We start from the raw sequence: 19496 nt of genomic DNA on the forward strand, positions 1-19496 counted from the left end.
CGTCGCTGCTTGCGCGCCCGATGCGCCCTCACGATCAAGGATCCCCCGCTCGATGAACGCACCTCGAAGCCAGACCCTCGCCGCACGCGTCTTCATGGACTCCGGAATGGGACTCCAGGCTCTGACTGACGTACTGGGCTAGCGCGGCGATGGCGGCCCCCTGGACGGTTGAGCAGGTCAGCGGCATGGCGCCCGACACCGCGTCCATCGGCGCGGGTCGCAAGTTGGCGAGCGCCGCGAAGTGGCAGCGCCTCGGCCAGACGGATCGGCTGATCTGGGGCGAGATCAGGGGCAGCGGCAGCACGCCTTATCAGACCTGCATCGACACCGCCGGACCGGCCTTCAAGTGCTCCTGCCCGAGCCGCAAGTTCCCCTGCAAGCACAGTCTGGGGCTCGCCCTGGCCCATGCCGCGTCCGCCTCGGCCTTCGCCACGGATGCCCCGCCCCAATGGGTCGCCGAATGGCTGGACAAGCGCGAGGCGCGCTCGGAGCGTGAGGCGCGAGGCAAGACCAAGACGGCCGAGCCGGTCGACCCGGCCACCGCGCAGCGCCGTGCCGCCGCACAGGCGAAGCGCCGCGATCAGCGCGAGGAGAAGATGCAGGCGGGTCTCGACGAGCTGCAGCGCTGGCTCGCCGATACCCTGCGCCAGGGCCTGGCTCGCGCCATGGAGCAGCAGTCCTGGAACCACATGGCGGCGCGTCTGGTCGACGCGCAGATCCCGGGCCTGGCGCGTTGGCTCCACCGCTGCCAGGAGGCGCGCTATGGCTCCGAGCAGTGGCAGGGCACCGCCCTGCAGGCCTTGTCGCGTCTCCAGTTGATTCTGGACGCCTATCAGCGCCGCGAGACGCTGCCGGAGCCGGTCCGGGCGGATCTCGATGAGCTGCTTGGCATCCCCCTGGCCAAGGAGACGGTCCTGGCCCAGCCCGGCGTCGCCGATATCTGGCGGGTCATGGGCAAGTGGACCAGCGACGCGGATCGTCTCCAGATCCAGCGCACCTGGCTGCGCGGCGAGCGCACCCAACGCTGGGCGCTACTGCTGGATTTCGCGGTTGCCGGCGCCGTGCTGCCGATCATGCCGCCGGAGGGCGTCGGTATCGAGGGTGAGCTGGCCTTTTATCCGGCGACCTGGCCGGTTCGCGCGCTCCTGAAGACACAGCAGGGGATCGAACCGGCGCAGCCGAACGCCTTGATCGCCGCAGGCGACGGGCTCGACGGACTCTACCGCACCTATGCCGAGCGTCTGGCCGCGACCCCCTGGCTGGAGCGGATTCCGGCCGCGCTGCGCGACCTGACCCCGGTCAAGGTGGACGAGCACTGGCTGCTAATCGATGCGGAGCACCGACAGATCCCGCTCGCGCCCCACTTCCCCTTGCGCTGGGAGCTGCTGGCCATGGGCGGCGGCGCGCCCGTGCAACTGTTCGGCGAATGGGATGGAGAGGCCTTCTTCCCGCTGACCATCGCGGACGGATCGCGTCTCCAGGGCTTTCACGCACTGCACATGGAGCTTTCGTGATCGAGCTCTGGAACGACCTCACGCGCACCGCGCTGCTCGGCACCGAGCGCGGCACCCGGACCTGGGATGCGCCCGATGCACTCGGAACGCTCTTGTCCGGCCTGCAAGCCCAAGAGACGGACGCCCCGGTCCAGCTGCTGCGCTGCTCGGCGGTCGTGGGCAATTTCGTCCAAGCCGGGCGCTTGCCGGCTCGGCTCGCATCGGCTGCGCCATCGCCGGCCGAGCCGGACCCACGCCCCGCCCTCGGCAGCGCCCGGCATCTGCGTCTCCTGCTCCAGGACGATCGGCTCAAGACCCTGTTCCCCGAATGGCTGGCGCTGCTCGCCGAGCACGGGCTGCGTGCCCCGGAGTCCAGCATTCCGACGCTCCTGGGACTGGCCTCGCGCAGTCCCGACCTGCGGCGGGCGATCATCGTCGTCATCGGCGCAAAGGGCCTGTGGCTGGCGGGACAGAGCCCGGAGTGGGCGCCGCTGCTGAGCGTCGCGGATCTCGGGCGGCTCGACGCGGCGCTATGGGAGACCGGCACACCGGAGCAGCGACTGGCCTATCTGGTCCAGACGCGCCGCGAGGCTCCCGCACAGGCCGTCGAGTTGCTGGCCGCCGTCTGGTCACAGGAAGGTGCCCGTGAGCGACGCAAGTTGCTGGGGGTCTTGAGCGACGCATCGGGACCAGCGGATGTGGCCTTCCTGGAGTCCGCCCTCGCGGATCGCAGCAAGGACGTGCGCGGCGATGCGGCTGGACTCCTGGCCCGAATCCCCGGCTCGACGGTGCGGACACGGGCGGTGGAGCTGCTGGATGGCTGGCTCGGGTTCGACTCCAGGACCGGGCTGATGGGGCAGCTCAAGGGCCGCAAGGGCGAGCTGAGCGTCACCCTGCCCGAGGACTGGGACAGCGCCTGGACGACAATCGGCATCCACGAGAAACCACCCAAGGGGATGGGACGCAAGGCCTGGTGGCTCGAGCAGCTGCTGGGGCTGGTCGATCCCGACCATTGGGTCGAACGCTGGCAGCTTTCCGCCCCCGAGATCCTCCGCATGGTCGAGGGGCACGCGTGGCAGGGCACGCTGCTGGCGGGCTGGCGGCGCGCCACCCGGCATTTCGGCAATGGCGCATGGGCGCGTGCGCTGATCGCGGGGACGGTCGACGCCGATGCCGCGTTGTGGGCGATCCTGCCCCCCTCGGAGCAGGAGGACGCGCTGACCCAGCCCCTCGCCATGCCGAGCACGGACGAGCCGTTCAAGCGGGCCTTCGATCGGCTCGGTCATCTCGGGCACCGTTGGAGTCCGTCCTTTTCGTCGGTCGTGCGCCAGGCCTGTCTCAAGCTGTTCCGCGAGCAGACGCCGGATGCCAACTATGCCCGCTACGCCACCCTCCGTCAGGTTGCGGCGCACCTCGACCCGGGCGGCTATCAGGCCATGGAACATGACCTTGGGCCGCATCTTCAGGCGTCCTCCCCGTGGCAGAGGATCGCCACCGAGATGCTCGACACCCTGAGGTTTCGCAACGATATGATCCAGGCCATCGAGTCCGCACGCATCGAATCAGACCAACGAGGTACGCCTTGAGCACCCAAAGCCCCAACGAAGCCATCCTGCGCCAGCACGCCGAGCAGGAGTTCGCCCACGAGATCGAGGCGCTCAAGGCGGTCGACGAGCATCCCAGGCCGCCCAACTGGGCGCTCTCGCCCTGGGCCGTGCGCACCTACCTGATGGGCGGCACGCTGAGCAATGGGGTCGAGATCAGCCCCAAGTACATCGGTCAGGCCCGGCTGATGGAGATCGCCATCTCCACGCTGGCGACCGATCGCGCCCTCTTGCTCTATGGGCTCCCGGGGACCGCCAAGTCCTGGGTCTCCGAGCACCTGGCCGCGGCGATCTCGGGCGATTCCACCCTGGTGGTTCAGGGCACGGCGGGGATCGGCGAGGAGGCGCTGCGCTACGGCTGGAACTATGCGCGGCTGATCGCGGACGGTCCCTCGCGGGCCGCGCTGGTGCCGAGCCCGGTCATGCACGCCCTCGAGCACGGCGCCCTGGTCCGGGTCGAGGAGCTGACCCGCGTCCCGGCGGACGTACAGGACAGCCTCATCACCATCCTGTCCGAGAAGACGCTCCCCGTGCCGGAACTCAATACCGAGGTCCAGGCACGCAAGGGCTTCAACGTCATCGCCACCGCCAACAACCGCGACAAGGGCGTCAACGAGCTGTCGAGCGCCCTGAAGCGCCGCTTCAATACCGTGGTGCTGCCGGTGCCGGCGACCCTGGAGGAAGAGACCGAGATCGTCGAGCAGCGCGTCGAGCGGCTCGGGCGCGCGCTCGAGCTGCCGGTCGAGAAGCCCGCGCTGCAGGAGATCCAGCGCATCGTCAGCGTCTTCCGCGAGCTGCGTCAGGGCATGACCGCCGATGGCAAGACCAAGCTCAAGACACCCTCCGGCACCCTGAGCACGGCCGAGGCGATCTCGGTCGTCAACAGCGGCATGGCCCTGGCCGCGCACTTCGGCGACGGCCAGATGCGCGCGGGCGACGTGGCCTCCGGGCTGCTCGGCGCGATCGTCAAGGATCCGGTGCAGGACAAGGTCGTCTGGCAGGAGTATCTGGAGACCGTCGTCAAGGAACGCTCGGACTGGAAGGATCTCTATCGGGCCTGTCGCGAGGTGCTATGAGCACCCATGTCTTCGGGGTCAGACACCATGGTCCGGGCTCCGCGCGCAGTCTGCTCGACGTCCTTGAGCGTCTGGCGCCCGACATCGTCCTGATCGAGGGGCCGCCGGAAGGCGATGCGCTGGTCGCGCTGGCCAGTGACGCCCAGATGCGCCCGCCGGTCGCCATGCTCGTCTATGCGCCGGACGACCCGAGCGACGCCTCCTATTATCCCTTCGCCCGCTTCTCGCCCGAGTGGCAGGCGATCCAGTACGCCCTGGGGCGCGACCTCCCGATCCGCTTCATGGATCTGCCGCTCGCCAACCGCATTGCGCTTCGGCGCCGAGAACGTGAGGAGGCTGCGGAGCGTGCCGCATCGGACGCGGACCCCTCGGAGGATGACGAGATCGAGCCGAGCGCCGAGCCAGCAGAGCCCTGGCGCGGCGATCCACTCGCGCTGATCGCGCAGGCCGCCGGTTACGAGGACAGCGAGCGCTGGTGGGAGCACATGGTCGAGGAGCGTCGCGACACCGAGTCGCTCTTCGACGGCATCCGCACCGTCATGACCGCGCTGCGCGAGCAGGTCGAGGGGGAGCTTGCGCAGGATCTGCCGATCCTGGAGCGCTATCGCGAGGCCGCCATGCGCAAGATCCTGCGCGCGACCGAGAAGGAGGGCTTTGCGCGCATCGCCGTCGTCTGCGGCGCCTGGCACGTCCCGGCGCTGGAGCAGCGCCCCAAGCAGAGCGAGGACAACCGGCTCCTCAAGGGGTTGCCCAAGGTCAAGACGACCGCGACCTGGGTTCCCTGGACCTACGGGCGCCTGAGCTACCACAGCGGTTACGGTGCCGGGATCGGGTCGCCCGGCTGGTACGATCACCTCTGGTCCCGGTCCGGCGACGTCGCCACCCCCTGGCTGATCAAGGTCGCCCAGGCGTTCCGGGCCGAGGGGCTCGACATCTCCAGCGCCCATGTCATCGAGTCCGTGCGTCTCGCCGAGACGCTGGCGGCCATGCGTGCTCGTCCCCTGCCCTCGCTCGCCGAACTCAACGACGCGACCCAGACCGTCATGCTCTTCGGTGAATCGGCGCCGATGCAACTCATCCAGGCGCGTCTCATCGTCGGCGAGCGGCTGGGGCAGGTGCCCGAGTCGACGCCCGCGACGCCGCTGCAGGAGGACCTGCGCGCCCAGCAGCGGCGTCTGCGGCTCAAGCCGAGCGCGAGCGATCAGTCACTGGTGCTCGATCTGCGCAAGCCGAACGATCTGGCCCGCAGCCATCTCCTGCATCGGCTGCGGTTCCTCGATGTCCCCTGGGGCCGCAACGGCGGACGCGAAGCGGGCAAGGGCACCTTCAAGGAGTCCTGGCGACTCAAGTGGGAGCCGGACTTCGAGGTGGCGCTGATCGAGGCCGGACGCTGGGGCAACAGCATCGCGCAGGCGGCGACGACGGCGGTCGTTCAGGAGGCGCATCGGCGCGAGGACATCGGCCAGTTGGCGGCCTTGGCGCGGCAGGCGCTGCTCGCCGAGCTGGGCGAGGCCATCGAGCCCGTCATCGAACAGCTCCAGGCCCGAGCGGCGCTCGCCGCCGACGTGCTGGTGCTGATGCAGGCCGTCCCGGAGCTGGCCCGGCTGGCCCGCTACGGGGATGTCCGCAAGACGGCGCTCGAGCGCGTCGACACGCTCCTGGACGGCCTCCTGGCGCGCATCTTCATCGGCCTCCCCAATGCCTGCAGCGGCCTCAACGAGGAGGCGGCGGAGACCCTCTTCGAGCACATCCAGGGCGTCCACGAGGGGCTCCGACTCCTCGACGACACGCGCCTCCAAGCCCAGTGGCAGCACACCCTGAGCCAGCTTGCCGACACCCAGAGCCTGCAGGGCATCATTCGCGGGCGCTGCTGCCGGCTGCTGCTCGACACCGGCGCGATGGACGAGGAAGACGCCGCCCGCCAGCTCGGTCTGGCCTTGTCGAGGGGGAACGCGCCCGGCCAGTCCGCCGCCTGGCTGGACGGCTTTCTGCGTGACAGCGGTCAGCTCCTGATCCACGACCACGCCCTCTGGCAGCTCGTCGACCAATGGGTCTGCCAGCTTCCCGAGGAGACCTTCATGCAGGTCATCCCGCTGCTGCGGCGGACCTTTTCGAGCTTCGAGGCCGCCGAGCGGCGGCAGATGGGCGAGCGCGTCAAACGCGGACCCGTGGGGTTCGGTTCGACACACGACCATCCCGGCGAGTTCGACCGCGCGCGGGCGGAGGCGACGCTGCCGCTCTTGTCTCGGCTGCTCGGTCTGGAGGACGGCGAATGAGTCAAGACGCACGCGAGCGGCGCTGGCGCCTGATCCTGGGCGGCGAGCCATCCGACGGCATCGGGCTGGCCCTGCAAGGCGAGGATGTCCGCATCGATCAGTGCCTCGACGCCGTCTACGGTCAGGCGGGGCGACGCGGTAGCCTGGCGGGCTCCTCACCCAACGTGGCCCGTTGGCTCGGCGACATCCGTCAGTATTTCCCATCCTCGATCGTACAGGTCATGCAGAAGGACGCCATCGAGCGACTCGGGCTGGAGCAGCTCCTGCTGGAGCCCGAGGTGCTGGAGGCGGTCGAGGCCGATGTCCATCTGATCGCGACCCTCATCACCCTCAAGCACGTCGTCCCCGCCCGTACCAAGGACACCGCGCGTCAGGTCGTCCGCCGCGTGGTCGAGGATCTGATGCGCCGACTCGAGCAGCCCATGCGTCAGGCCGTGACCGGCGCGCTCAACCGCGCCGTCCGCAACCGTCGGCCCAGGCTCAGGGAGATCGACTGGCACCGCACCATCAAGGCCAATCTCAAGCACTACCAGCCGGCGCAACGCACCATCGTCCCGGAGGTCCGCATCGGCTTCGGGCGCAAGCGCTCTTCACTGCGGGATGTCGTGCTCTGTGTTGACCAGAGCGGTTCAATGGCCACCTCGGTCGTCTATTCCAGCATCTTCGCGGCCGTCATGGCCTCATTGCCGGCCTTGAGCACCCGACTGGTGGTGTTCGACACCGCCGTCGTCGACATGAGCGACGCCCTTCAGGACGATCCCGTCGACCTGCTCTTCGGCGTGCAGCTCGGCGGCGGGACCGACATCAACCGGGCGCTCGCCTACAGTCAGGGCCTCATTCGACGCCCAAGCGACACCGTCTTCGTCCTCATCAGCGACCTCTACGAAGGCGGCGATCAGACCGAGATGCTCAAACGTGCCGCCAGCATCAAGGCGTCCGGCGTCGAATTCATCACCCTGCTGGCCCTGAGCGACGAGGGGGCGCCCTTCTACGATCACCAGATAGCCGGCCAATACGCCGCCATGGGCATCCCGACCTTCGCCTGCACTCCGGATCAGTTTCCGGCGTTGATGGCTGCTGCGATTGGGGGTGAGGATGTTAATATTTGGGGTGCGCGGGAGGGGATTGTGGCTACGCGGGGGGGGAGTTTGAGAGGTTGGTGAGGGTTGAGGGTGCGAGACGTTGGGCACGATGAGCGAGTGCTTGCGGGAATTCAGTTGGAGGCGTTTAGCCTGGGGTTCAGGCATGCTGACCATCCATCGTTCGGGCAACGCGATGTGTGTTTCCATTAGATGCCTGTTTTCATTTGAAAATACATCGATTATCAATTCGCTTTCGCTCTAACAATAAGCGGGTTAGGGCATCCGATGTTGTCGGCGGTTGGCGTCTGCGCATTGTGGTCGGGACAGTATTGTACTAGGCGGCTGTCAGTCTAGCACTGCATGTGCGGACGTCAGCCCATTTAACTGTTAGATTTCCATTAAAATTTAGAGTTGATAATGATTCGAGATATTTTAGTAATTGGCGAAGTAGAAGCTAAAGGTCTGCAGAATATAAACATCCTGCTCGGTAGAAATGGCGCTGGAAAAAGTAGATTTCTTCGAGCAATTGACCGAGGAGTTGTAGGGAGCGACAAATATATTGCGAGGTATATAAGTCCCGAGCGTGCTGGTGTGTTCAAACGCGATGGGAACGTTATTACCAGCATGGAAAATAGTCCTGATTGGCTTGGTAGTGTCAGAAGAAAGAATCAAGCGGCCAACTTTAAGGCCGCTTCTGCATATCTACTTCGGGAGGTTGAAACTGCATATTTAAGAAAGTTGCAGGACAACCCTGAAATAAGACTTGATCAAACCAAGAACTTTCGCACAGAAAGATTAGATTCAATTAACAGACTCCTTTCAAATCTGACAATTTGTCAAGAGGGTTCAAATTTTGTATTTAGAAATATCGAAGGCGAAGAGGTTCAGCCAGACCAAATCAGTAGCGGAGAGTCTGAATCAATCTCTTTAGCGGTTGAGATGATGTATTTTTTCGACAATCTTAAAGAAGACAAACTCAATCTACTCTTACTAGATGAACCTGATGTTCATTTGCACCCAGACCTCCAAGCAAGGTTGGCAAAATTTTTAATAAATTTAGTTAAAGGGTTAGATGTCACCGCAAGAGAAAAAGTGGCTGTTATTCTTGCAACACATAGCACACCTCTCGTATGCTCACTCTCTCAGTCAGAACACACATCAATTGGCACCAAGAACTTCAACGTTAATGAAGTTTCATTCGTTGAGATAAGTAATCAATTAAAAAAAATCGCCCCTTTCTTTGGTCACCCCCTTTCATTAAGCTTGAGTCAAGATGTCATGCTCATTTTGGAGGGAGAAGATGATGAAAGGGTATGGCAACAAGCATCTCGAAGTTCACAGGGTAGGATAAAATTATTTCCAGTCATTGCTAGCTCAGTGAATCAACAAGAAGAACTAGAAAAATTCACTGCAGACCTAATTGAAAGCCTTTACGACGAACCAAAAGCATTCTCCCTTCGTGATGGTGATGGGGTATCGGGACAATTGAATGATATTCGGTCTGTGATTAGATATAGACTGCAATGCTACGCAATTGAGAATTTATTGCTTTCAAACCAATGCCTTTCTGTATTAGGCAAGACTTGGGAAGAGTTCAAGGTTACAGCCAACTCTTGGCTGGAGGAAAATGAAAAGCACAGAGATAACAAAAAGATTCGAGAGCTAATAGACTCTCCTGATCGCCTAGTAAACACTAAGATTAAATCAATTAGGCAGTTAATCTGTGCTATTTGCGGAAACGGTAAACCGTGGGAGGTTGTTGTTGGTCAAGCTATCGGCTCTCTTGATATATCAAATCTTCCTGACGGAGAATTTGATCTGCCGAGCCTTATTGGCCAAGACGCAACTTCAATATTACTAGGGCAATAAAGTGAGTCGAAACCTAATCGGATAGCCGGGGGGGGGGGGGAGGGGGGGGGCAGGGCTATTGCATCACCCTTTACTAATATTCTTTTCTCTGGAAGGCGTTGATTTCTCTGGCTTGTCCGGTGCTTCGAAGATGAGCTTGAACAGGTAACGCGCATCCCAGCCGGCCTTCTGGCGCTTGCCTTTGATGCTGAGCCTGGCGCTGTCCTGCTTCAGACGCGTCAGTGCCAAGCGGCGTAACCGGGCTAGGTTCTCGCGTCCTCCGGGGTCACGTACCCGCGAGGCGTCCTCGCCGAAGGTGACATCGAGCGACCAGTGCAGGGTGTTCTCAATGCCCCAGTGATCGCGCACGGCGCGGGCAAAGGTCTCGGCGTTGGTATCATATCGTTAAGGGACACCCACTTACCGTTGACGCTCCCAAGGCGCTCTCCTACGCTTCTCCCAACACCCCCAGCGGAGATGCCCCATGACCCGTCCCCGCGCCGCGCTCGTCTCCTTGTCCGATACGCCCTGGTATCACGTCGTCACGCGGTGTGTTCGCCGGGCGTATCTCTGCGGCTTCGATCGGTTGACCGGACGGAGCTTCGAGCATCGTCGCGGCTGGGTGGAGTTGCGGTTGCGCCAGCTCGCGGGGGTGTTCGCGATCGATGTGGCGGCCTATGCGGTGATGAGCAATCACGTGCATCTGGTGGTGCGGGTGGATGCGGATCGAGCGGCGGGGTGGTCGGATACCGAGGTGTTGCGGCGCTGGCGGTGTCTGTTCCGAGGGCCTATGGTGGTGGAACGGTTTCTGTCGCCGACGACGCGGGCGGGGATGACTGAGGCGGAGCTGGATGGGGTCGCGGGGCTGGTTGCGACCTACCGGGCGCGGTTGGCGGATCTGTCGTGGTTCATGCGGGTGTTGAACGAGTCGATCGCGCGGGCGGCGAATCGGGAGGATGGGGTTCGGGGACGGTTCTGGGAGGGACGCTTCCGTTCGCAGGCGATCCTCGACGAGACGGCGCTGTTGGCGGTGATGGCCTATGTCGATCTCAACCCGATTCGGGCCGGGATCGCGGAGACGCCGGAGGAGAGTGCGCATACCGGGATCGCGGCGCGGATCGCCGCCTTGCGTGCGGGCGACGAGGGCACGATGACCGGACAGCAGCTCGACATAGCGCACGGCTCAGCTGCTGAGCAGCAGCAACCACCACCAGACGTCCATCCCGACTTGCAACGACCGATTCCCCAGCTAAAGACGATCACGCCCCCCGAGGCTGACGGCGCCTCTCCAGCCAGTCACATATCCACATCGCCTGAGACCGCAGACAACGCCTCACCGAATCCAGACGCCCGCAGCGCTCACCTTTGGGAGACTGTCCTCAATCGCCTGCCCCCTGCCCCACTACTGCCCTTCGGCAACCCCGCCGAGGTCCCCGCGTCGATCCCCTTCACCTTCGACGACTATCTGACCCTCGTCGACTCGCTCGGTCGCGCCCTGCATCCACGCAAGCGCGGGTCGATCCCGGCAGATCTGCCCGAGATCCTCACCCGGCTCGGCATCGCCCCCGAGCGCTTCGTCGAGCACGCCGGTTTCCTGCTCAAGGGCTTCGGCGCTGCGATCGGCGCGCCGGAGCGGCTGACGGCGCTCGCGGCACGGCGCGAATGTCGCTATCTGCGTGGGGTCCGACGTGCTCGGGCGCTCTTCGCCGGCAACAGCGCACCATCCCTGACGGCTGCTTGAGGGCGCTCGTCCTCGCCCGCGGGAGCATCGGCCTGAACGACCGGCAACCGCGCGCGTCCGGGGGCGCCCCTTCGACACCAATCCAACGACGACGGCCAGGTTTCGATCCCGATGGCGTTCGGCTATCGCTCCACCGTCTCGGTCTCGACCGAGCGCGCCAGACGCAGTCCGAAGCCATAGTGGCGGATGTCCGGGCCGTAGCGGAAGCGGAAGGCGGAGCGGGCGCCGTTGGGATAGAGATACCAGGCCCCGCCGCGCGCGATGCGCATCGACGTGCCGTCGCGCATGCGCTGACAGTCCTGGGTCCAGGCGCTGCCGTCGCTCGGGGCGCCGACATAGTCTGGGTGGGCGCAGTCGGCGACCCACTCCCAGACGTTTCCGTGCACCTCGTAGAGTCCCCAGGGGTTGGCCGGCTTGCTGGCCACCGGATGGGGCTGCTCGCGCGAGGAGAAGAGATACCAGACGTGGCGGTTCAGCGCTCGTTCGTCCTCGCCGTCGCCGAACCAGTAGTCGGTCTGGGTACCGGCACGGGTGGCGTATTCCCACTCGGCCTCGCTCGGCAGACGATAGCCCCCGCCCAGATCCGGGCGCTGGTTGAGCGCGCGCACGAAGGCCTGGGCGTCCTCCCAGGAGATCTGCTCGACCGGGTTGTCCGGGTCCTTGAAGTGGGACGGGTTCTCGCCCATCACCGCCTGCCATTGCCGCTGGGTGACCTCGGTCTCGGCCAGATAGAAGGGTTGGGCAATGGTGACGCGGTGCACGGGCTGCTCGCCCTTGTCGCAGCGCTGGCGGGTCGTGTCGCAGCCCATCTGGAAGCTGCCGGCCGGGATCAGGCGGAAGGTCATACCCAGCGCGTTGGTGTCGGTGGCCGGCGGCGCGGCGAGGCTCGCGCCGGTGAGCAACAGGCCGACGAGCAGCGTGCCGAGCGGGAGGACAGACGGGGGCATCCTGGGGGTCATGGGTGAGACTGCGCGGGTACGAGGTTGGTGAGGGGGCCGATGCGGATCGGGCAAGCGAACCCAAGCGGGTACGACTTCAAGCGCGATCTGCCTGCTGGCGCGCTCGACCATGGGGCGAGCAGCGACCGCTTCGCGGAGCAACGATTCTTATCGGGATTATCGGCGCTTCTCGGGCGGGCTTACGCTGAGGTTTCGCAATCGGGCGCTGCCCTGCCCCGCTCGATCTGGCGCCGCGATCAGCGGATCACGGCGCCAGCAGCGAATCTCACCGCGCGGCTCACCCGATCGAGGCCCGCGCCCCATCGGATGAACCGCGCGCTTGGTGACGGGATCGCGCGTCAGGCGGCGGCCCCCTGCTGCTTAATCCGTTCACGCGCGTGGTGAACCTCCGACTCGCGCATCCGCTCGGCGGCATTGGCGATGTCGAAGAGGAAGTAGGCGCCGCCCTCGTAGAGCACGTCATTCTTCAGCGCGCTGCCGATCTCCTCATAGTTGGGGAAGCCGCGCATCACCGCGCGCTTCCCCACGCGATGCGCCAGGGCCTCGGTGTGGAAGTTGCCGATGATGATGTCGTAATCGTCGCGCAGCTGCTCGGCATCCTCGAGGTCTCCGACGATCACCCGATCGGCCTCGATGGCGCCGAGGACCGGTGAGTCGACCGTGGCGATCGCCAGGGCGACCTTACCGCCCACCTCGCGCAAGGAGGCGGCCATGGCCGCCAGGTGATCGGGCTCGGCGACCAGCAGGAAGCGGGTCTGTCCGATGGCGAAATGGCTGTCGAGCATGGCGTCCTGAAGGCGCTTGCGCCAGCGCTCCACCACCGCCGGAGGGGTGTCCCGAGCGCTCGTCTCGAGCAGCCAGGCGACCAGCTCGTCGGTCCCGACCAGACCGCTCACATGGTCGAAGTGTCGATGCCGGATGGCCGGATTCTTCTTCTGCAGGGTCGCGCCGACGGGCTTGACCGAGGCCCCGACGGTGACGACCGCACCCGCGTCCGCCAGCCCCTCGAGTTCGGCGACCGTCACCCCGCCACCGCTCAGCGACGCCTGCTTCTCCCCCAGGTGATTGTCGAGGGAAGAGGACAGATCGGGCACGGCGACGACCTCGAAGCCGAATGCCTCGATGAACTCCCGCAGCTTCTCCACCTCGATCGGCTGCATGCTGACGTGGGGGACCAGGACGACCTTGCGCGCGTCGGTGCGCTCGCACGGCTCGGTGAGCTGCTCGATCAGCGCCTGGACGGTCAGCGTCCAGCCGCTCTCCAGCCCGCCCTGGTAGTCGGGGGTATTCACATAGACCAGGGGGGCCTCGATCTTGCTGGCGACGCCCCGAAGATCGTCCCCCTTGGTCTCGGTCAGCCCGGTGGTATGCACGCCGATCAACGCCGGGGAGACCTTGTCGCCGATGTTCTTGATCGACTCGGTGATGCTGTAGTCGCCGCCATCCAGCACCGCCGTCACATCGGTCACGGCGGTCGTCTGCAGGGCGATGGGCTCGCAGAAATGACGGGTGAACATCACCTTGGTGAAGCTCGCGCAGCCCTGCGCGCCGTGCATCAGCGGCATGCAGCGGTCGACGCCGAGGAACGCCAGGGTCGCGCCCATCGGCTGCGAGAGTTTATGCGGGTTGACCTGCAACGGCTTGCCCATCTTGCGTCTTACTTCTGCCATGGTGCCTTCCTGTCGACCAGTTCGAAGACCGGATTCTGCAGTGAGTTCTTGAGGTCCTCGGCGAGGACCAGGAGCCCGTCGTAACCGCCGTAGCTCTTCTTCTTCTCCTGATTGACGTCGGTGAAGGCGATCCGCTTCTTGATCGCGGTATAGAGCGAGCGACCGCCGGCCAGGAGCAGATGGGCCCCGGTGTCGTCGATCACCTGCGCCTGCTGACTCGCCGGGCTGGTCATCAGGATGGCGTCCTCGCCGAGGTATTGACGCGCCTTGGCCTTGTCCGCCTCGGTCGACTTGCGCACCGAGGTCGCCACCACCTCGATGCCCAGATCCTGCAACGCCGAGGCGATCGACCAGGACTTGTTGCCGCCGGTGTTGAGCACCGCCTTCTTGCCGGCGAAGACCGCCCGGTAGGGGATCAGCTTCTCCTCCAGTCGCGCCTCCTCGCGGGCGATCAGCGCGCGGGTGCGGGCGATCAGGTCGGCATCGCCCAGCGCCTCGGCGATGGCCAGGATGCTGTTCGAGGTATCGGTCATGCCGTAGAAGGAGCAGGAGATCCAGGGAATCCCATATTGTTCCTCCATCTTGCGGGTCATGGAGATCAGCGACTTGGCGCAGACGATCACATTGAGCTTGGCGCGATGGGCGGTGCGGATGCTGGCGATGCGACCGTCGCCGCTGAAGGTCGAGCGCACGCGGATGCCGAGCTCTTCGAGCAGATGACGGTAACGCCACAGCTCGCCGGTGTTGTTGTGCTCGCCGATCAGGTTGATGTCGAAGGGGGTGGTGTCCTCCGGCTCCTTGGTCCCGATCAGGTGGCGCAGCACCGCCTCCCCGGCGATGCGGCTGCCCAGATTCTTGGCACCGACGAAGCCGGGGGCATGCACCGGCACGCAGGGCGTGCCGTGTCTCTCGCTGCCCTGCCTGCAGACGGCGTCGATGTCGTCCCCGGTCAGCGCGGTGACACAGGTCGAGTAGACGAAGACGGCCTCGGGCGCATAGTGCGTGATGACATGGTCGATCGCCTCGGCCAGCTTCTTCTCGCCGCTGAAGACGACATCGTTGGTGTTGATGTCGGTGGCGAAGCCGGTCTGGGTCAGGTCGCGACCGGGCCAGCTCGTCGGCGTCAGACGCGTCTCCCAGGCCCCGCCGACGCAGGACATGGGACCATGGATCAGGTGGGCGGCATCGGCGAAGGGAAACAGGGCGATCTGCGCGCCGTCGAGGGCGCAACCGCCGGTGGTGGCCCCGGGCGTGGGCGTGTTGCAAGGTCCTTTCTTGTGGCCCTTGTTGTGTTCGCAGGCGCTCTCGACGAGCAACTCTTTGATCTTCGGTTTTGACGACACGAGCAGGCCTTCCATTCAGAGGGTTCCGGATCGGCAGAATGGCCCTGACGGCGCTTCCCCCGCTTCTTCATCCATCGGTTCGAGAAAGTTGTGAGAAAAGGGACATTCTTCGATGAGAGAAAAGCGACAATCGATCATCAATTTCCCCAGTGACGGCATTGAACGGCCCCGCACGTGAGTCTGCTTGCACGATCAATGCCATTTTCAGCTCCTGCACGATATCGATGGCCCTTGGGGACCGGCGCAGGGATCCCGCCCCGGTCCGATCGAGACAGCCCCCCGCACACCTAGCCGATCTCTGCCCGTTCACCGGGCGACGAATGGTGTCGCCGCACGGTTTCATTTCTCCTCGTCACACGCACATCGACCGGCAGGCCGTCCGGCTCGTAACCCCCCGGGTTCGAGCAGACGACCTGGAGCGGCCGTTCTCCCCACCACAGATGACATTCAATGGATGGAAGACACCGATGAAACCGACCCGCATGTTGCGACGACTCTCCACACCCGGCGCCCTGGCGCTGATGCTCTCGGCGCCGCTGCAGGCGACCACCGAGCACGACAACGAGGTCTTCTTCGCCATCACCGGGGTGAAGAGCTTCGAGTTCACCGAGACCGGTCACTCGGTGAGCAAAGGTCAGCCCTACAGCGGCGTCACCTCCGGGGTGAGCAAGGACGGGGAAGAGGCGCGGATCGTGGTCAAGGCGGGACGCCACAAGACGAAGGCGGTGGCGCAATGGTTCAAGGACGCGGTGAACGCGGGACCGGGGCAGACCCTGGCGTGTGACAGCAAGGGCAACTTCCCCGACGAGCTGAACTTCGCCGTCGAGGGCACACTGGAGATGCAGATCGGCGACAAGCAGATCACCTGCAAGGACATCCTCATCGCCCAGGGCAGTTTCACCACAACCAACAACTGGTGGATGGGTGGACCGCAAATGCAGGGCGCTCACGTCTCGCTGAGCGGCGCCACGCTCCAGACCTGCTCGGCCAAGGGATCGCTGCTGCCGGTGGCGGTGCTCTTCAGCCCACAGACGCCCTGCGCCAATCATTTCAACATCAGCATCGGATCACTCTGAGGGGACGGACACGTCCCGCCTCGGCATCGAGGCGGGACGCGCTCATGCGTCCGGCTTGGCCATGCCGACGAGGGATCAGAGAAAGAAAAGAGGAGAAAGAAAAGGACACCCAGTTACCGATCGAGAAAAGCGGGGGAAAAGCGGAAGGGGGGAAAGGGACACCCAGTTACCGAGTTATCGCGAAGCCCCCACCCTACGGCACCACCTCGGCCATGTTGCCAGGGAGCAAAGGGACACCCAGTTATCGAGTTACCGCGAAGCCCCCACCCTACGGCACCACCTCGGCCATGTTGTACCATCGGGGTCGGCCCGAGTCAGGACACCCGGTCAGCGCATGCCGTTACGCAAGCCCCCCGAGAAGGACACGATCTCCATGCAGCTGGTTCGCGAGGCGCTGCAACAGTGCTGCGAACCGGGCGCGCCCACCGATGCGCTGCTGGCCGCGGCCGGTATCGATCCCGCGCGCTGGACGTGCAACGACGCCCGCGTCTCGGCCGCCGCCTATGGCCGGCTGTGGCGGCTGCTCGCGCGTCGTCTCGACGACGAGTTCTTCGCCATGAACCCGCGTCGGTTGAAGTGCGGCAGCCTGGCCTTCCTCTGTCGCTCGTCGATGGCGCAGGAGACGCTCGAGGCGGCGCTGGCCTCGGCGCTGGCCTTCCTGTCGCTGATGCTCGATGCGATGTCGGCGCGGCTGGTGCGCCAGCAGGGGTTGGCGGAGATCGTGCTGCACGAGGGGGACGCCCCTCCCCGCCGGGCCTTCACCTATTTCACCTATTGGATGATCGTGCACGGCGCGGCCTGCTGGCTGTCGGGGCGACGGATCCCGATCCTGGCGATCGATCTGCGCTGCCCGGCGCCGGCGTTCTGCGACGACTACCGGGTGATGTTCTCGGAGAACCTGCGTTTCGACCAGCCGCGCACGCGGATGATCGTCTCGGCCGACTGTCTGGACCTGCCGGTCAGGCGCAGCGAGGCCGAACTCGCGCACTTCCTCGCCCAGGCCCCGGCCAACATCCTGGTCAAGTACCGCGACCCGCAGAGCCTGGCGAGCCGGATCCGCAACGATCTGCGCCAGCTGCCCGCCGAGCAGTGGCCGCGGGCCGAGGTCCTGGCGCAGCGGCTGCACATGTCGACCTCGACCCTGCGGCGGCGTCTCGCCGAGGAGGGACAGACCTATCAGGGGCTCAAGGACGGCGTGCGCAAGGAGCTGGCCATCGGCTGGCTGGCCGAGCCGCAGCTCGGCTTCGCCGAGATCGCCGAGCGGCTGGGCTTTGCCGATGTCAGCTCCTTCTACAAGGCCTTCCGCAAGTGGTGTGGCTCGAACCCGGGGCACTATCGCAGCCTGATCCTCGACGCCACGGACTGATCCCGGCCACCAGCCCGCACCCAGCGCGCCCGACGCCCGCCCATCGACCCGAGCGCGCCCCAGCCCATCAGCATATTCGAATAATCGACAACTCCACCCCCTTTGTTCAAATCGCTCAGACAACTTGAGTCCTTCGACCATTGTCCGCCAACCCGCGCCACGCCAGTATCACGACGGCATGACCGCATGCTCCATGCGGATCGATCCCAATCACCAAAAGGACGCGGGGGACACCGGCGATGCGCGACTACCAAGCAGCGATCACGCAGTTCGATCATCGAGGGGCCGCCGAGGCGGCGCTCTCGGGCAGCCTCAGGGCGCTCAATGCCTGTATCGAGTGCTGCGACCGACATGCCGACTCCGACGACATCGCCCTGTTCTGGGAGGGCGAGGACGGCCGCAGCGCGACCCATACCTTCGCCGAGCTCAGGGACCGCGCCGCACGGCTGGCCAACTTCCTGCGCGCGCAGGGCGTCGGCCAGGGCGACACCGTCGCCGGGCTGCTGCCGCGCCGGGTCGAGCTGCTGATCACCGTGCTCGCCACCTGGCGTCTCGGCGCCGTCTACCAGCCGCTCTTTACCGCCTTCGGGCCCAAGGCGATCGACTACCGGTTGACCACCTCGGGGGCCAGGGTGGTGATCACCGACGGCCACAACCGCGCCAAGCTCGACGGTATCGAGGCCTCGCCCCAGGTCGTCACCATCGACACCCCAACGAATGGACGGGATCACGACTTCTGGACCGTGCTCGAACAGCACTCGAGCGACTGCGCACCGGTGATGCTCGACGGCGAGGCCCCCTTCCTGCTGATGTTCACCTCCGGCACCACCGGACCGGCCAAGGCGCTGCACGTGCCGCTGAAGGCGATCGTCGCCTTCCAGGGCTATATGCGCGACGCGGTGGACCTGCGCCCCGACGACGCCTTCTGGAACATCGCCGATCCGGGCTGGGCCTATGGCGTCTACTTCGGCGTCACCGGCCCGCTGTCGCTGGGGCACGCGACGACCTTCTACGAGGGCCCCTTCACGGTCGAGAGCACCAGCCGGGTGATCGAGAAGTACGGCATCACCAACCTCGCCGGCTCCCCCACCGCCTATCGGCTGCTGATCGCCGGGGGCGAGACCTTCGCCGCGGCGGCGCGCGGTCGGCTGCGCGTGGTCAGCAGCGCCGGCGAGCCGCTGAACCCGGAGGTGATCCGCTGGTTCGCGCGCCAGCTCGATGTGGTCATCCACGACCACTACGGCCAGACCGAACTCGGCATGGTGCTGTGCAACCACCACGCGCTGCGCCATCCGGTGCATCTCGGCTCGGCCGGGTTCGCCTCGCCGGGACATCGCATCGTCGTGCTCGACGAACAACAACGCGAGCTGCCGCCGGGCCAGCCGGGCATCCTCGCGCTCGATCGCAGCCAGTCGCCGCTGTTCTGGTTCGGCGGCTATCTCAACGCGCCGACCAACGCCTTCATCGGCGACTACTACCTCAGCGGCGACACCGTGGAACTCAACCCGGACGGCAGCATCAGCTTCGTCGGGCGCAGCGACGACGTCATCACCACCTCGGGCTATCGCGTCGGGCCCTTCGACATCGAGAGCGCGCTGATCGAGCATCCGGCGGTGGTCGAGGCGGCGGTGGTCGGCAAACCCGACCCGGAGCGCACCGAGGTGGTCAAGGCCTTCGTGGTGCTCGGCCCGGACCATGAACCGGCGCCCGAGCTGAGCCCGGCAGAGGTCGAGGCCCAAGCCACTGCGTTGGCCGATGAGCTGCGCCAACACGTGCGCGAGCGCCTGGCCGCGCACGCCTATCCGCGCGAGATCGAATTCGTCGCCGAGCTGCCCAAGACCTCCAGCGGCAAGCTGCAGCGCTTCATCCTGCGCAACCAAGAGATCGCCAAGATGCGCGAGGCGACCACCGAGCAATCCGCCGAGGCGCACGCCGCCTCGGCCTGAAGGAAAGAAGGAGAGC

13 protein-coding genes and 1 pseudogene are annotated in these 19496 nt (G+C 65.3%); 10 read left to right on the forward strand and 4 right to left on the reverse strand.

The window, feature by feature from the left end; translation table 11 throughout:
* The first annotated feature begins 185 nt into the window (after positions 1–185).
* From EBL85_RS05860 to EBL85_RS05885, 6 genes are all read left to right on the forward strand, one after another.
* Entirely contained in the window at positions 186–1514 is a 1329-nt protein-coding gene (locus tag EBL85_RS05860) for a hypothetical protein (RefSeq protein WP_223806071.1), read from the forward strand.
* Positions 1511–3079 carry a DUF5691 domain-containing protein gene (locus EBL85_RS05865; RefSeq protein WP_123142397.1) on the forward strand — a complete coding sequence of 523 codons (1569 nt, stop codon included), beginning with the start codon at positions 1511–1513 and terminating at the stop codon, positions 3077–3079. The genes EBL85_RS05860 and EBL85_RS05865 overlap by 4 nt, the downstream gene beginning before the upstream one ends.
* Positions 3076–4173 carry an AAA family ATPase gene (locus EBL85_RS05870; protein WP_123142398.1) on the forward strand — a complete coding sequence of 366 codons (1098 nt, stop codon included), beginning with the start codon at positions 3076–3078 and terminating at the stop codon, positions 4171–4173. Before EBL85_RS05865 ends, EBL85_RS05870 begins: the two co-directional genes overlap by 4 nt.
* Entirely contained in the window at positions 4170–6449 is a 2280-nt protein-coding gene (locus EBL85_RS05875) for a DUF5682 family protein (RefSeq protein ID WP_123142399.1), read from the forward strand. The genes EBL85_RS05870 and EBL85_RS05875 overlap by 4 nt, the downstream gene beginning before the upstream one ends.
* Positions 6446–7612 (forward strand): VWA domain-containing protein, encoded by a 1167-nt coding sequence (locus EBL85_RS05880; protein WP_123142400.1) that lies wholly within the window; start codon positions 6446–6448, stop codon positions 7610–7612. Before EBL85_RS05875 ends, EBL85_RS05880 begins: the two co-directional genes overlap by 4 nt.
* 336 nt (positions 7613–7948) lie before the next feature.
* Positions 7949–9400 carry an AAA family ATPase gene (locus EBL85_RS05885; protein WP_123142425.1) on the forward strand — a complete coding sequence of 484 codons (1452 nt, stop codon included), beginning with the start codon at positions 7949–7951 and terminating at the stop codon, positions 9398–9400.
* Positions 9401–9463: 63 nt separating this feature from the next.
* Here the strand turns inward: EBL85_RS05885 and EBL85_RS05890 are convergent.
* Positions 9464–9763 (reverse strand): annotated as a pseudogene (locus EBL85_RS05890) (transposase); the annotation flags it as partial.
* 100 nt (positions 9764–9863) lie between these two features.
* Between EBL85_RS05890 and EBL85_RS05895 the strand changes: the two are divergent.
* Positions 9864–11120 carry a transposase gene (locus EBL85_RS05895; RefSeq protein ID WP_123142402.1) on the forward strand — a complete coding sequence of 419 codons (1257 nt, stop codon included), beginning with the start codon at positions 9864–9866 and terminating at the stop codon, positions 11118–11120.
* A gap of 122 nt (positions 11121–11242) precedes the next feature.
* On the opposite strand, the gene EBL85_RS05900 is transcribed toward EBL85_RS05895, so the two are convergent.
* From EBL85_RS05900 to nifE, 3 genes are all read right to left on the reverse strand, one after another.
* Complete coding sequence (locus EBL85_RS05900) at positions 11243–12067, reverse strand: formylglycine-generating enzyme family protein (protein ID WP_223806072.1); 825 nt, start codon at positions 12065–12067, stop codon at positions 11243–11245.
* Between the two features lie 350 nt (positions 12068–12417).
* Entirely contained in the window at positions 12418–13749 is a 1332-nt protein-coding gene (gene nifN / locus EBL85_RS05905; RefSeq protein WP_123142404.1) for a nitrogenase iron-molybdenum cofactor biosynthesis protein NifN, read from the reverse strand.
* Positions 13737–15092, reverse strand: coding sequence for a nitrogenase iron-molybdenum cofactor biosynthesis protein NifE (gene nifE / locus EBL85_RS05910; RefSeq protein WP_165913509.1), 1356 nt, complete (start codon positions 15090–15092; stop codon positions 13737–13739). Before nifE ends, nifN begins: the two co-directional genes overlap by 13 nt.
* A gap of 467 nt (positions 15093–15559) precedes the next feature.
* Between nifE and EBL85_RS05915 the strand changes: the two genes are divergently transcribed.
* The 3 genes from EBL85_RS05915 to EBL85_RS05925 all read left to right on the forward strand — a co-directional run bounded on the left by EBL85_RS05915 (position 15560) and on the right by EBL85_RS05925 (position 19480).
* Positions 15560–16168: a hypothetical protein gene (locus tag EBL85_RS05915; protein WP_123140948.1), complete on the forward strand. Its 609-nt coding sequence runs from the start codon at positions 15560–15562 to the stop codon at positions 16166–16168.
* A gap of 373 nt (positions 16169–16541) precedes the next feature.
* Positions 16542–17534 (forward strand): AraC family transcriptional regulator, encoded by a 993-nt coding sequence (locus EBL85_RS05920; RefSeq protein WP_200189395.1) that lies wholly within the window; start codon positions 16542–16544, stop codon positions 17532–17534.
* Between the two features lie 239 nt (positions 17535–17773).
* Positions 17774–19480: an AMP-binding protein gene (locus EBL85_RS05925; protein ID WP_123142406.1), complete on the forward strand. Its 1707-nt coding sequence runs from the start codon at positions 17774–17776 to the stop codon at positions 19478–19480.
* Positions 19481–19496: the final 16 nt, after the last annotated feature.

The sequence above is a fragment of the Marichromatium sp. AB32 genome (genome assembly GCF_003718675.1).
Lineage (GTDB): Bacteria > Pseudomonadota > Gammaproteobacteria > Chromatiales > Chromatiaceae > Marichromatium > Marichromatium gracile.